This is a genomic window from Thermogutta hypogea (assembly GCF_055386265.1).
The window spans coordinates 3,389,999-3,403,286 of record NZ_AP042425.1; the positions used below are offsets into that span (position 1 = coordinate 3,389,999).

The 13,288-nt window shown below is 63.3% G+C and carries 12 protein-coding genes; 11 read left to right on the plus strand and 1 reads right to left on the minus strand.

Going from position 1 to position 13,288, the window contains the following annotated elements; all coding sequences use genetic code 11:
* The first annotated feature begins 100 nt into the window (after positions 1 to 100).
* The 9 genes from ACZ5B4_RS12225 to ACZ5B4_RS12265 all read left to right on the plus strand — a co-directional run bounded on the left by ACZ5B4_RS12225 (position 101) and on the right by ACZ5B4_RS12265 (position 9,368).
* On the plus strand, positions 101 to 772 hold the full coding sequence (locus ACZ5B4_RS12225) for an RHS repeat-associated core domain-containing protein (protein WP_464911511.1): 672 nt from the start codon (positions 101 to 103) through the stop codon (positions 770 to 772).
* On the plus strand, positions 757 to 1,473 hold the full coding sequence (locus ACZ5B4_RS12230) for a hypothetical protein (protein ID WP_464911512.1): 717 nt from the start codon (positions 757 to 759) through the stop codon (positions 1,471 to 1,473). Before ACZ5B4_RS12225 ends, ACZ5B4_RS12230 begins: the two co-directional genes overlap by 16 nt.
* Positions 1,474 to 1,544: 71 nt before the next feature.
* The gene (locus tag ACZ5B4_RS12235; RefSeq protein ID WP_464911513.1) at positions 1,545 to 1,736 is read left to right on the plus strand and encodes a chromo domain-containing protein; all 192 of its coding nucleotides are present in this window, start codon (positions 1,545 to 1,547) and stop codon (positions 1,734 to 1,736) included.
* Positions 1,737 to 2,012: 276 nt separating this feature from the next.
* Positions 2,013 to 2,153 carry a hypothetical protein gene (locus ACZ5B4_RS12240; protein ID WP_464911514.1) on the plus strand — a complete coding sequence of 47 codons (141 nt, stop codon included), beginning with the start codon at positions 2,013 to 2,015 and terminating at the stop codon, positions 2,151 to 2,153.
* A 180-nt stretch (positions 2,154 to 2,333) separates the two neighbouring features.
* Positions 2,334 to 3,323 carry an alpha/beta hydrolase fold domain-containing protein gene (locus ACZ5B4_RS12245; protein ID WP_464911515.1) on the plus strand — a complete coding sequence of 330 codons (990 nt, stop codon included), beginning with the start codon at positions 2,334 to 2,336 and terminating at the stop codon, positions 3,321 to 3,323.
* A 227-nt stretch (positions 3,324 to 3,550) separates the two neighbouring features.
* Positions 3,551 to 4,684, plus strand: a complete 1,134-nt coding sequence (locus ACZ5B4_RS12250) for a glycoside hydrolase family 62 protein (protein ID WP_464911516.1) — start codon at positions 3,551 to 3,553, stop codon at positions 4,682 to 4,684.
* Positions 4,685 to 4,752: 68 nt separating this feature from the next.
* Positions 4,753 to 6,354 (plus strand): hypothetical protein, encoded by a 1,602-nt coding sequence (locus ACZ5B4_RS12255; protein ID WP_464911517.1) that lies wholly within the window; start codon positions 4,753 to 4,755, stop codon positions 6,352 to 6,354.
* A gap of 537 nt (positions 6,355 to 6,891) precedes the next feature.
* Entirely contained in the window at positions 6,892 to 7,623 is a 732-nt protein-coding gene (locus ACZ5B4_RS12260) for an N-acyl amino acid synthase FeeM domain-containing protein (RefSeq protein ID WP_464911518.1), read from the plus strand.
* Between the two features lie 167 nt (positions 7,624 to 7,790).
* Positions 7,791 to 9,368: an FAD-binding oxidoreductase gene (locus tag ACZ5B4_RS12265; RefSeq protein ID WP_464911519.1), complete on the plus strand. Its 1,578-nt coding sequence runs from the start codon at positions 7,791 to 7,793 to the stop codon at positions 9,366 to 9,368.
* 68 nt (positions 9,369 to 9,436) lie between these two features.
* Here ACZ5B4_RS12265 and ACZ5B4_RS12270 read toward each other — a convergent pair whose 3' ends face one another.
* The gene (locus tag ACZ5B4_RS12270; protein ID WP_464911520.1) at positions 9,437 to 9,823 is read right to left on the minus strand and encodes a nitrous oxide-stimulated promoter family protein; all 387 of its coding nucleotides are present in this window, start codon (positions 9,821 to 9,823) and stop codon (positions 9,437 to 9,439) included.
* A gap of 454 nt (positions 9,824 to 10,277) precedes the next feature.
* On the opposite strand from ACZ5B4_RS12270, the gene ACZ5B4_RS12275 reads away from it, so the two are divergent.
* Positions 10,278 to 11,117: a tetratricopeptide repeat protein gene (locus ACZ5B4_RS12275; RefSeq protein ID WP_464911521.1), complete on the plus strand. Its 840-nt coding sequence runs from the start codon at positions 10,278 to 10,280 to the stop codon at positions 11,115 to 11,117.
* Between the two features lie 219 nt (positions 11,118 to 11,336).
* Entirely contained in the window at positions 11,337 to 13,229 is a 1,893-nt protein-coding gene (locus ACZ5B4_RS12280) for a hypothetical protein (RefSeq protein WP_464911522.1), read from the plus strand.
* Positions 13,230 to 13,288: the final 59 nt, after the last annotated feature.

A 13,288-nucleotide genomic window follows, 5' to 3' on the forward strand; every position in this document is an offset into this window, starting at 1 on the left:
TCGTGCGGATTTGACTCTGCCTCGGTCCCGCAGGCATGTTTAGTTCAACCGTTGCTGACGAGGCGGCCACGGAATAGCGACCAAGCTGTGAAGCCCGGCGGTGGACCAGATTCTGGCCGAGGAAGAAGTTGACGGCGGCACGGCGGATTTGGTCCAATGGACGTTGACGGATCACCTGAACACGGTCAGGGACATCGCCAAGTACGACCCCGGCACGGACACCACCACCGTGGTCAACCACCTGGTTTACGACGCCTTCGGCCGCGTCACGTCGGAGAGCAACCCGGCGGTGGATTCTCTGTTTCTCTTCACCGCCCGGCCGTTCGATGCCGACACCGGCCTGCAAAACAACCTCAACCGCTGGTACGATTCTTCCGTCGGCCGCTGGCTGAGCGAGGATCCGATAGGGTACGGGGCGGAGGATTTCAATCTCTATCGTTACTGCGGAAACAACCCGCTAATGCGCGTGGACCCGCTGGGCACAAATTGGCTGACCGACATGTGGGACTGGCTAAAGCAGTGGTTTGATACCGCGAAGACGAGCATCTGCCCTAGCGCTGAACCTCTTGGTGCTTTGGAGTGCGCACCCGGCATGGCGCACGCGTGGATTTTGGGGACGCTTCGCAACAAAGCCATAAAAGCAGAGGTGACTTACGGCCCGAACTCTCTGCAAGCCCAGACTGCCTGGAAGGCGTACTACGATGCCGTGGCTAAGCTCCAGGACAATGTTCAAGAGTGCCTCGGGAGGGAATGCCCATGTCCAAAGAAATAGCCTTGCAACGCCGATTGATGGCGAATTGGCTCGTGTTGTGCGTCAACATGTTGCTGCTCGCGTTCTTAGTATTTACTTGGCTGAATCGGCTGCGCCCATTGCCGACAGTGATCGAGAAGGACAAACAGATCTCGGGAATGGATGTCTATTGCTACAGGAGTCCCTTTGCGGTTTTCGTGAACAAGGACTTCCCTGACAACAAAGGGTTTATGTTCGCTCGATACGGCCGTCTTCCACTTTTCGTGTCGTGTGAAGATGTGAAAAAACCGTCCCAAGCACCACCGAACGGCGACCATGGCGAAGCTCAAACGGCACAGAATATCACGCTTGGATTTGGAGATAAGGGTTATTTTACCGTCTCCTGCTTGTATTCCATTGCGAACAACCGCGTTCATGTGGACGAATTGTTGGTGAGCCGAGACGACGCCGGCCGTGTCGAGGCCTATTTCGATCTCAACGCCGACGGTTTCCCCGATTCGCGCCTCACAGTCGATCACAAGCGGGACGTGCATCGTTCGGAGATATGGTACGGCGGTAAATGGCAGGAAGCAGCTGCACAGGGCAGCAAGTATGAAACGCAGTTGCTCAACGGAGAGAAGGTACGGTTCGATAAGCAAGGTGGGCTCTGGGTTTTGGCCGGCGACGAGAAGAACGGCGGTCATAAAGAAGGGTCGGAAGAGGCGGAAGCATCCAAGAAATGATAGCGCGCGGCTAGTGACCGGTCCCGCAAGCGCCGCAGTGAACAGCCGAGTAGAGTGCTCCGATAGCACCCATGTTCGGAGGCCTCCAGGCGCGGAACACCCAAGCGGTGCTGCTGCAGCGTTACCTCTGGGGCCCGGCGGTGGACCAGATTCTGGCCGAGGAAGAAGTTGACGGCGGGACGGCGGATTTGGTTCAATGGACGTTGACGGACCACCTGAACACGGTGCGGGACATTGCCAGGCTCAGCCGACTAATAGCGTAAATCAGCGCGAGTAACACGGGCATACCCGGAATATACAAGCATAGCGGGACTATAAATATATAGCCCTGGCGGGTTTATAAGCGAAGGGCGCTGGAAGCGGGGCGAGAGGACCACCACCGTGGTCAATCATCTGGTCTATGACGCCTCCGGCAAGGTGACGCGCGTTGCGAGCCGCCGGCGCGGGTCGGCGGTGGAATCGCCGGGAACACGTAGTGCGTTCGGGGATTGGCGGCGCGGCCGGCGGATTGGCAGCGGCCCGACGGAATCGCAGTGCCGATGATGCACGAAACGGCTGAAAGGCCATGGCCGCCGTTGGGATCGGCCCAACGCCACGGCCGTGTGGCGGCCCTGGATACCCTGGACCGAAACGGCCAATGGCGGCAAGTCCGGCCGAATGCCCGCTACACCACGGCTTGAACCCGCCCAGAACGCTGATCACGCACGACGCGGTCGCGGTGCTTGATTTCATCGCGGCGGGGGAATACGCTGTCGGCAGCTTCGTGGTCCGCGCGACCCCTTGCTGCGAACATGTGGTTCGTCGCCCGTCGTGCGGCGGGATCGTCATGCCGTGCATCAGCGAAAATGGAGCTTATCGCCATGTTATCCCGTAGTGGCAACCGTGGTGCCTTGGGGCTTGCTTGGTTCGGTGTTCTTTTGTGCGTCGCGATACAGTGGACGGGGAGCGGGCCGTGCCGCGGCGAGGCTCGGCCTCCACGCGTCCCCGACTCTATCGAGGCCCAGTGGGATATCCCCTACGCCGAAACGGATCATCCGCGTCAACGCTTGGATCTGCTGCTGCCCAAGAACCGGTCCTCGGACAAGCCGCTGCCGGTGATCGTGGCCGTGCACGGCGGGGCCTGGCTGGGCGGAAACAAACGCGACGGGGTGGGGTTCCTCGTGCCGTTCGTGGCCTCGGGGAAATACGCGGGCGCGAGCATCGGTTACCGTTTGAGCCGAGACGCGACCTGGCCCGCGCAGATTCACGACTGCAAGGCCGCCCTCCGCTGGCTGCGCGGAAACGCCGAAAAGTACAACCTCGATCCCGAGCGCATCGGCGTCATCGGCTTTTCGGCGGGAGGGCACCTGGTGGCCATGTTGGGCACCTCCGGCGACGTGAGTGAATTGGAAGGCGATCTGGGAGAATTCACCGACCAAAGCAGTCGTGTCACGTGCGTGGTGGATTTCTTCGGCCCGACCAATTTCCTCACCATCGGCGATCACCCCAGCCAGATCCAACATTACGCCGACGATGCCCCCGAGGCCCTCTTGCTGGGAAGCGCGATTCCGGCCGACGAGGCCAAGGCGAGGCAGGCTTCGCCCATCACGTTCGTGACGCCCGACGACGCGCCGATCTTGATCATCCACGGCACGGAGGACCCCTTGGTGCCGCATCCGCAGTCCGAGGAGTTTCGCGACGCGCTCCGCAAGGCGGGCGTGCCGGTCGCCCTGATTACGGTCCAAGACGGGAGTCACGGCGGATTTCGCAACCCCATCATCGAACGCCAAGTTCGCGACTTTTTCGCCGCGCATTTGCTGGGCGAAAAGGCCGAATTTCGAGATATGACCGTCCCCAACACCGCACCCTAAGTGAACCCGCCCACGGAATGCGCATCCGTGATGTTCACCTGATAGGCCGCGCCGCGGCCCGCCGAATGTTCCGCGCGTAGCACGTTCTCAAGTTTGCCGGGATCGACGGTCGCGCTGGGGCTTGGTTGAACGTTCAACGGCTCCCCCGACCGATAGGGAAGCCGTCGCGGAAGCCGTTTCTCCGCGGCGGCGATTGCCGACGTCCTTGGAATGGGAGGCCCAAGACCATGAGACGCAAGTTCCTCGGCCCGGTTCGACGCTTCGAGGTTGGATTGGGGGTATGGCGATGCGCGGTGGCGGGAATCGGTGTTGCGGCGGCGGTACTCGTGGCATGGGGGGGCGCGCCCGCGGTCGCGGCCCAGACCGCCGAGATGGAAGGCATTCGCACGGCGCAAGCCCCCGCTTTGCCGTTCCCGGGCTTTCAGGACGGGAATTTCCGCTGGAAGATCATCCCGCCCGTGGTGGAACGTCCGCCGGATGACGCGGAGACGACCTATTTCTCCATCAAGGACCCCAGTGTGGTGTTTTTCGGCGATCGCCGGCACCTGTTTTGCACGGTTCGGGCAACGCCGCGGACGCACCAGGTGGAATATCTTACCCTGCGCGATTGGGGGGATCGCAAGCCGCAACGGACGTTCCCCGATATCGTGGACGGTTACTACTGCGCCCCGCAAGTCTTCTTTTTTCACCCGCATCGCAAGTGGTATCTGCTCTATCAAACGGTGATGCCGGATCGGAAGCCGCAGCTTCAACCCGCCTTTTCCACGAACGATCGCGTCGATGCGCCGCAGGCTTGGTCCTCGCCGCAACCGCTCTTCGAGAGGTCGCCGGATAACGTGGAGCGATGGATCGACTTCTGGATCATCTGCGACGACGAAAAGGCATATCTATTCTTTACCTCGTTGGACGGTCGATTCTGGCGGGCTTCCACGCGGCTGGAGGATTTCCCGGGCGGTTGGAGCCGACCGGTCGTTGCGATCCAGGCCGACATCTTCGAGGCCGCCCACGTCTATCGCCTCCGGCAGGCCGAGGCGTATTTGGCGATCATCGAGGCGCAAGGGGGAGGCCGTCGCTACTACAAGGCCTTCTTGAGCGATTCCCTGGACGGACGCTGGCGCCCCTTGGCCGCCGAACGCGATCATGCCTTTCTGGCCCCCGCCAACGCCGAGTTCGAAGGCGAACCGTGGTGCCAATCCTTCAGCCACGGCGAACTGCTGCGGTCCGGTTACGACGAACGGATGGAGGTGGACGTCCGAGCGGGCCTGACCATGCTCTTCCAAGGCGTCAGCGACGCGGAGATGGCAGGCAAACCCTATGGCGAGATACCATGGCGGCTGGGGCTGGCCGTCCAACGGCCGTAACCGGCCGGAATACCGCCGGCATGCCCTGGACGACGGCGGCAAGCACAATCCCGAGGAGAATCCCCGAAATGCGATGGTTTGCTTCCCCGATGTTCATGTTGTTCATGGTCGTCGCGGCGTCGGTGGAAGCGCAGGAGCTTACTGCAAGTCCGGTGCGGATGCACGAGGCGGCCGTGCCGTGGCATCGCCCCGCCGACGCACCGGCGGAGAGCGCCGTTTGCTTTTCCAGCCGTTGGTCGCACCCGACCAATGCCCAGGACCCGTGGGACACGTTTCAAGCGGCGGCGGCCTTCCACGCCACGGATTTCGTCTGGGTTTACAGTTTGGATCCGCAGTTCGTGGGGCGTTTGCGGAAACACGCCGTGGAAAACGGGGGCCGAGCGGTCATCCTGGCCGTCAATTCCATGATTCCCGACCCGCCCGATTTCCGGCGGCGCGAACGCGGTCGCATCCTCGATCTGAACGGCAATCGCATCACCGCGCCGTGGATGCGGTCTTGGGCGGATCCCGCCTGGGGTTGCGCGAACAGCCCGGAATATCGGGCCGGGTTTGTGGAATACGCAGCCCGCGCCCTGGCAGCCGGAGCAACGGCCCTGCAAATGGACGATGCCCGCATGAACATGGCGGCCGTCGCTTGGGGCGGATGCTTCTGCCCGCACTGCATGGAAAAGTTTCGCCGCTACCTCCGCGACCGGACCACGGTTCAGGAACGCACCGCATGCGGTATCGAGAACCTCGACGACTTCGACTACGGCCGATACCTGCGCGATCGCGGCGCTCCCGCCGGCGACGCCTTCGCCAAGTACGACGGCGGACCGCTGAAGTCTTGGTTCCGCGATTTCCAGGAGGAGTCGGTACGGGAGTTCTTCCGCGCTGTTCGCGCGGAGATCGATGCCCGGGCCGAACGGCACGTCGTCTTTTCGACCAACAATTACCGCGGGAGCTGGGATTCGCCTTACGACTTATTCGAGATCGGGATGGCCGAGCTGCCTTTGGCGGAAGCCCGGCCGGAAAACCTGCACCGCCTGCTTGCCGACGCGCGAGCCAAGGGCAAAACCCAGATCTTCACCGTGGTTCCCAAGGTTTGGGACGGCTCGGAAGCGGCTGCGACGCGACGGGCGATTGCCGCGTGCTACGCCCTGGGCGGTCATGTGATCGTGCCGTGGGATGTCTACACGGGCAGCAACACGCCCCGCTACTACGGCAGGCCCGAGGATTATGCCGACTTGTACGCCTTCGTGCGGCAGTACTCGGACTGCTTCGACGGCTATGAGGAGGCGTACTTTGCCGAGCCGGAGACGGTCGAAACAAGCTCTTCCGCGGCGGCGAACGACGTCCCACCCTGTGTGCTCGAAGAGGCGGCGGGGTTGACGGTCGTCGTCCGCGCCAAGCCCGGCGGCGCAGACGCACCGGTCGTCATCCACTTGATCGACGGGCGAGACGAGCCGCGGCCGTTCCGCGTTCGCCTGGCGCACGCTCGATTCTTCGATTCGCCGGCGTTGCGGGTGAGGTTTCTGCGGCCGGGGAGTGTGCCGCAAGAGCTTGCCGTTCGGCACGATGCCGTTTGGGCGACGGTGCAGATACCCGCCTTGCAACCGTGGGGGCTTCTCGTGGTAAGTCCGGACGGCACAGCGTCTGAAAGCGCGGCAGCCGCCGCCGGGTCGCCATGAACCGCGGTTTCGTGCCGTGCTTCACGCCTGGCGAGCCGACGGCGTAACGCGGTGGTGCAATCCCTTTCGAATGCGATGCCAAGGACCTCCTTGTACGTGCCGAGGGATGAAACTATCCCAGCTTGCGCCGTTTAGCACCTTTGCCGGGAAGGGTTTTCCTCTCGTGAGGGGTTTGAGCTATACCGTCACCCCAGAACGCGCCAAATACTTTACTTCCTCTTCTTCTTTTGACAAACTAGCTTCTCAAGCTACGCTTTAATAGCAAAGCTTTTCGTCGTAGTCGGCCCAGTTGGGTCCCGAGTGAGCGGAAGTTCTTGGCGGCGGACATTCGCGCCACCGTGCTTATCCGGGCGCAGGCTCATCGGGTTCGGGCCGGGTGGAGGGTTTCCCCTCGGATTGCCGTTTCGGCGGCTGGGAATGTCTGGGGAAACTCTCTCGGTGCTTATCCTGGTTCGCCACTTGGTTCAGTATTGCTCCCTTGCCGGGGGAAGGCATTTTTTTGCTTTTCCAAACGGCACCTTTTCGAGCGGAAGCCTAATGACGCGATACCGATTAGCCGCAACGCTGGGAGAGCGTCTGGCCGCCCTTCGACTTGTGCACAACGCCTACGTGCGTGCGGGATTGATCGAACCGAACCCGCACGGTGTGCGAGCCACCCCCTATCACTTGCTGCCGACGACCACGATTTTCGTGGCGGAATGCGATTGCGGTCGCGTAATTTCCACGATGAGCTTGGTCGGTGACGGCGAACTGGGCCTGCCGTTGGAGACGGTCTACGGCCCGGAAATCGCCCAGCGGCGGAGGGAGGGCAAGCGGATGGCCGAGGTCTCGTGCCTGGCCGCCGATCCTGCCCAGGTGGGGTGCGGCATGGAAGTCTTCATCTATCTGTGCCGCTTGATGACCGTGTTCGCGATTTGGCAGGGGTACGACGAACTGGTGATCGCGGTCCATCCGCGGCACGCCAAGTTCTATCAAAGGATGTTGGCGTTTCGGGTGTTCGGCGAATTGCGGGAGTATCCCAGCGTCAAGGACCATCCGGCCGTGGCGCTGTACCTCGACTTGCACAACATGCAGCGCTTGCCGGCCAAGTTGTACCGTTTTCTCATGGATTCGCCGTATCGTCCGGAAGACTTCCGCGTGCCTCGTTTGGGCGCGCAGGAATACGCGATGTTGGAAGAATGCGTGGATACGGAAAGCTACCCGCTCCCCTCGCTCGGCATCTTCGAATCCGGCGTCAAGACCGAGGCGGGCGAAGTCCTCGTCGTGTGAGGTGCATGCCAGGCGGGGCGGCCGGCGGCCTGGACCGCCGCGTGTTCCCCGCCCTTGCGTACCGTGAGCTAAGTTTGAGGGAAGGCCGCGGTTGCGTCGGGCCTTGGTACACGGCCCGCCGCCGTGGAATGGGTTTGTCTGCCCTCTCATAGCGAGATCTAGGTCTCATGGCTCACCAGCTCGCGGAGTCTACCGTGCAGTCGTCGGCGCGAACGGGACTGGAATCGGCTTTGCAGCGTTGGCGGAGCATCGTCGGAGACGAATTCGTCCGCAATGATTCCGCTACGCTCGATGCCTATTGCCGCTCGACGCTTCCACCCAAATACCGGCATCGACCGGCCGCCGTGGTGTTGCCGGAGTCCCGGGAGCAGGTCCGCCGCGTGGTGTCAACCGCTCACGAGACGGGCGTCGAACTGCACCCCATCAGCCGGGGGCAGAACTGGGGATACGGCGCCGCCATGCCGCCCCGCGACGGCATGGTGGTCCTCGACTTGCGGCGGATGAATCGCATCGTGGAGGTCAACGCCGAGCTGGGCTACGCCGTCGTCGAGCCGGGAGTGTCGCAAAAGCAGTTGGCCGACTATCTCCGTGAACGCCGCCTGCCGTACATCCTCGATGCGACGGGCGCCGGACCCGAGGCCAGCCTGGTGGGCAACGTTCTGCAACGCGGGTTCGGCCACACGCCCTACGGGAACCGCATCCTCAACGTCTCCGGCATGGAGGTCGTGCTGCGCGACGGCACGGTGATCCACACGGGCTTCGGCGGGTTTCCCAATGCCCGCGCCACCTACGTTTTCCCCTACGGCGTGGGACCGTGGTTGGACGGCGTCTTCACTCAATCCGACTTGGGCATTGTGACGCGGATGGCGGTGTGGCTCTATCCACGACCGGAGCAAATCACGGCCTTCGCCCTGAAGCTGGATCGCGTCGAGCAGCTCTTCCCGGCGATCGACGTGTTGCGACGGTTGCGGATGGCGGGCATGGTGCAGAGCACCGTCCACATCGCCAACGACCTCCGCGTGGTCTCGGCGCGGCGGCAGTATCCTTGGGAGTGGACGGGCGGCAAGGTGCCGCTTCCGCCGGAAGTGCGTGCCCGCCTCCGCCGCGAGGCCGGCGTCGGCGCCTGGAACCTGATGGGCGCCCTGTACGGCACCAAGGCCACGGTTCGAGCGGCCGCCGCCGAGGTCCGCCGGGCATTCGCCGGGTCGGCCCGCGTCCATTTCTTCGACGATCGCAAGCTGAAGCTGGGCCAAGCCGTCACCGGGGCCTTCAGCCGCCTGGGGCTGTTCCGGGGATTGGCCGGCACGGTCGAAAGCGCTCGCTCCGTGTACGATCTGTTGTGCGGCATCCCGGCCGCCGATCACCTCCGCGGCGTGTACTGGCGGATGCGCCGGCCGCCCAGGGATCTGATCGCCGATCTGGGAAACGCGGGCGGATTGTGGTTTTCACCCGTCCTGCCGGCCACCGGCGAGCACGCGCGGGCACTCCTGGATATCGTCGAACCGATCTTCGACAAACACGGCTTCGAGCCGCTGATCACGATGACGTCGGTCACGGAACGGGCGCTCGTCGGCGTGATCAGCGTCTTCTACGACGCGGAATCGGAGGCCGAGGCCGAAGCTGCCGCCGCCTGCTACGAGGAGCTGTCCGCGGCCGCCCTCGCCGAGGGGTTTTGGCCGTATCGCACCGGCGTGCAAAAGCCGATCCGCTCGCCCGTCCGAATCTCGGTTTCCGTGGAAGAGTAAACCCTTCGCGTGCGATACCCCTCGGTCACGATGCGGCTGCGGCGGAGGCATGTCGATGGGCGGACGACTCACGCCGGTCCGGCCTGATCTTGCCCGCTCAACTTGCGAACCAAGGGGTGATCTTGCGGTGCCTGTTTCCGCCCATCCCAGAAGTGAAACAGGGTCAGAATCGGATGGTACAGCATCATCCACGGCCCGGAAAACCGCATCACCTCTCGGACGCGCTCTCGCATCGCCGGCTTGTAGCAATGCACGGGACATTGGGCGCAGGTCGGCTTTTGTTCACCGAACACGCAGCGGTCCAAGCGACACATGGCGTAGTCCAAGAGAGCTTGGCAGTCTTCGCACAAATCCTTGCCGCCGGCGTGGTTCTTGCGGCAAAAGATGCGGATCATGGCCGTGATGGTCGCCCTTTCACGGCGAATACGCCGACCGCTAAGAGAAAAGGATGCCATACCGGTGGTAGAGCCTGCTTCAGGAGTCTCGGATGCTCGTTGCGCCGTCGTGCATCGTGATCGTCGCTGAAAAGGGCGTTTGCGCAGACGCCCGGGCGAGAATATCACCCATAACGAAGGCGATGCCGTCCCGCTACCGCACCGCCTATTGTTATCGTCACCGCCGAGCGGCGAATGTCAAGCCGCGGCGGGACGCTCCGGGCCTCGATCAGCGGTCCCAGAAAGACGGCGAAGCCCTCCAAATGGGGTGGAGGCGCTCGGCCGGCCCGCGCCGTGACGCGAGGCGCGTGCGACCCGTTCGGTACCGTTTCCGAACATCCGCGCCGTTTGCTTGCAAAACGTTTCGGCGCCAGGTATTTTGCAATAGGTTTTGCCTAGCGGTTCTCCGCGGCGGAAGATCCGGCTGCGGTCGTTCGTCGCGTGAACTGCCCGGTTCTCGTCCGTCTCCCTTTCCATGGCTTTCGGTCGCGTCATGAACCTCGACCCGCTTGCTTGGCTGCAACGTCTGACCAAGGCACTGGGTTTCCGCGAGCGAACGCGCAGCCCCGGCGGACCCGTGCTTCGCTCGGAAGAAGTCGTCGCGGAGCGGCATTTGGCGGCAGCCATGGAGCACTTGCAGGCGGGACGCGTGGACGACGCCTTGGAGGAGTGCCACGCGGCGGTTCGGGCGGCGCCCGCCTATGCCCGAGCCTATTACGGCCGCGGGCTGGCCTACTATGCCCGCGGCGACTACCAGTGGACGATCACCGACCAAACCCAGGCTTTACGCCTCGATCCCTCGTTGGCGGACGCGTATTGCAACCGGGCCCAAGCCTGTGCTGCGAAGGGGAGCTACGATTGGGCGGTCAACGATTTCACCGCGGCCTTACAACTGAATCCCAACTTGGCCGAGGCCTACAACGGCCGGGGGTTCGCGCTGACCGCCCTCCGCCGCTTCGATGAGGCCTTGGCCGATTTCGGCCGTGCCGTCCAACTCCGTCCGGACTATGCCGATGCTTACTTCCATCGCGGCGTGATTTGGGGGATTCGAGGCGACAACGCGCGGGCGGTGGAAGACTACACTCGGGCGATCCGGCTTCGGCCGGACTTCGCTCAGGCCTACGTCAACCGCGGAAACACGTATTACGCCATGCGAGATTACCGCCGGGCGATCGCGGACTTCGACGAGGCCGTGCGTCTCAACCCCAACCTGGCCGAGGCGTATAACAATCGCGGACTGGCCTACCGCGAGCTGGGCGACACCGCCCGGGCCGAGGCCGACTTCGCCCAAGCCGAGCGCTTGGGTTTTCGCTAGTCCGCGGCGGCCGTCACTTCGCCCCTTGCGCCAAGTCCGCCGGCGACACGAAACCCCGGCAAGAGATGCAAGCCGGCGCCAATTCAATCCGGCGGCGCAGTGGAACGCCCCGGCGAAGCGGAGTACGCTAAGCGGATGGCCGACGGACTTCCTTGCGCAGCCCTCCACTGGTAGCCGCCGTTTCTTTACCGCTTCGTTAGCAGAGAGGCAGGCCACGCCATGCAAAACGCCGAACACTCCTTCCGCGCGGTGATCACGGTCTTGCTCGTTCTGAACGCGGTATCGGCGCAAGAGGTCCGGCTGACCGGCCGAGAGACCCAAGCCCGGGTTTTCTTCGTGGACTCGGAAGGCGGCAGCGACGATAACGACGGTTCGTCGCCGGAGCACGCTTGGCAATCCTTGGAGCGAGTCAACGCGGCGGACTTGAGACCGGGGGATACCGTGCGGTTCCGATGCGGCGGCGCGTGGCGAGGCTCGCTCGTGCCGGTTAGCGGCGAGGACCAGGCTCCGGTGACGTACACGTCGTACGGTGAAGGCCCCAAGCCGCTGCTACTCGGCTCGCGTTCGCGTCGGCGGCCGGAAGATTGGGTACGCATCGACGCCCGGGTTTGGGCAACGCAGCCCGCGGAGTACCGTTTGGGACGCATGATTCTCGATTTGCGGCAAAGCTCCTGGAACCGTTATCACGAGGCCGGCGCCCGAACGGAATGGACGCTGAAGGAAGAATCCGACGCACGAGTCGCGCGCATCACCTGTATCGCACCCGGCTCGGCTCCCAACCACATCCAACTTTGGGGTCCCGGGACGCCGACGGAAAAGGGGGCTTACATGGTATTGATGCTTCGCGCCCGAAGCAGCACGCCGGTGACGCTCCCCGCCGTGACCGTTCTCCAAGCGGCTTCCCCATACCGGCGTTACGCGGGTTCGGTCCGGCAATTGCCAACGCTGGGGAACGAATGGGAGACGTATCGGATTCCGCTTCGCGCCGAGCAGACTTCCACGGACGGGCGACTGCACATGAATTTGGGGGGACTGCTTCCCGCCGGTGCCGTCTTGGAGCTACAACCTCTGGCTCTGTACGAGGCCTCGCCCGGCATCACGGACCCCTTGGACGCGGACGTGGGGAACATCATCTTCGACGGCGGCACGGTTTGCGGTTGGAAGAAGTGGTCGCTCGACGCCCTGGAAAAACCTTACGATTTCTACTACGACGGGGCTTCGCAGCGGGTGTTTTTGTACGGCGAGACGGCTCCCACGGAGCGCCACCACGCGATCGAATTGGCCCTGAGTCGGCATGTCGTCAATCAAAGCGGCCGCCATCACGTGGTCTACGACGGCCTGGCCGTGATGTATGGGGCGGCGCACGGTTTCGGAGGCGGCGGGACGCATCACATCGTGATCCGCAATTGCGACCTGGGCTACATCGGGGGAGGCCATCAACTCACGCGTCCCGACGGCAAGCCGGTCCGCTACGGCAACGCCATCGAGTTTTGGGGGGCCGCCCACGATAACCTCGTCGAAGGTTGCCGCATTTGGGAGGTGTACGACGCCGCGCTCACGAACCAAGGCCGCGGCCCGGATTCTCGCCAGATCAACATCACCTATCGCAACAACTTCATCCGCAACGCCGAATACTCGTTCGAGTACTGGAACGGACCCGAGGAGGCGGTCACGGAAAACATCCGCTTCATCAACAATACCTGCGTCGATGCGGGAAAAGGCTGGGCGCACGCCCAGCGCCCGGACCCCAACGGCAGCCATCTGATGTTCTACACCAATACCGCCGTCACCAAGGGGATCGAGATCCGATACAACATCTTCGCCGGCGTCACGGATTGGGGAAGCCGGTATACCGGCGGCTGGGACGTCCTTCCGGACATGGATTACAACGTCTGGTTCAGCGAGACCGGCGTGGCGGCCTACTGGTTCCGCGAGAAATTGGCAGATTTCGAGACGTATCGCCGCATCACCGGTCTGGACGCCCATTCGATCTTCGCCGATCCGCGATTCGTGCAGCCTTCGGCGGGCGATTATCGATTGCGCCCCGACAGCCCCGCCCGCCGCCTCCGCCCCGACGGCGGACCCGTGGGTTCGGAGCTTTTTTGGGATTGAAGCCGCGATCAGCCGACAACGGACGCGATTCCCCTTCGTCGGCGGCGAAAAGCAGCCCT

What these genes read in the sequence shown, in the direction of transcription:
- ACZ5B4_RS12265 (WP_464911519.1), top strand. Translation starts at nt 7,791, where the DNA reads ATGGCTCACCAGCTCGCGGAGTCTACCGTGCAGTCGTCGGCGCGAACG.
- ACZ5B4_RS12275 (WP_464911521.1), top strand. Translation starts at nt 10,278, where the DNA reads ATGGCTTTCGGTCGCGTCATGAACCTCGACCCGCTTGCTTGGCTGCAA.
- ACZ5B4_RS12250 (WP_464911516.1), top strand. Translation starts at nt 3,551, where the DNA reads ATGAGACGCAAGTTCCTCGGCCCGGTTCGACGCTTCGAGGTTGGATTG.
- ACZ5B4_RS12240 (WP_464911514.1), top strand. Translation starts at nt 2,013, where the DNA reads ATGATGCACGAAACGGCTGAAAGGCCATGGCCGCCGTTGGGATCGGCC.
- ACZ5B4_RS12280 (WP_464911522.1), top strand. Translation starts at nt 11,337, where the DNA reads ATGCAAAACGCCGAACACTCCTTCCGCGCGGTGATCACGGTCTTGCTC.
- ACZ5B4_RS12235 (WP_464911513.1), top strand. Translation starts at nt 1,545, where the DNA reads ATGTTCGGAGGCCTCCAGGCGCGGAACACCCAAGCGGTGCTGCTGCAG.
- ACZ5B4_RS12255 (WP_464911517.1), top strand. Translation starts at nt 4,753, where the DNA reads ATGCGATGGTTTGCTTCCCCGATGTTCATGTTGTTCATGGTCGTCGCG.
- ACZ5B4_RS12270 (WP_464911520.1), bottom strand. Translation starts at nt 9,823, where the DNA reads ATGGCATCCTTTTCTCTTAGCGGTCGGCGTATTCGCCGTGAAAGGGCG.
- ACZ5B4_RS12245 (WP_464911515.1), top strand. Translation starts at nt 2,334, where the DNA reads ATGTTATCCCGTAGTGGCAACCGTGGTGCCTTGGGGCTTGCTTGGTTC.
- ACZ5B4_RS12260 (WP_464911518.1), top strand. Translation starts at nt 6,892, where the DNA reads ATGACGCGATACCGATTAGCCGCAACGCTGGGAGAGCGTCTGGCCGCC.
- ACZ5B4_RS12230 (WP_464911512.1), top strand. Translation starts at nt 757, where the DNA reads ATGTCCAAAGAAATAGCCTTGCAACGCCGATTGATGGCGAATTGGCTC.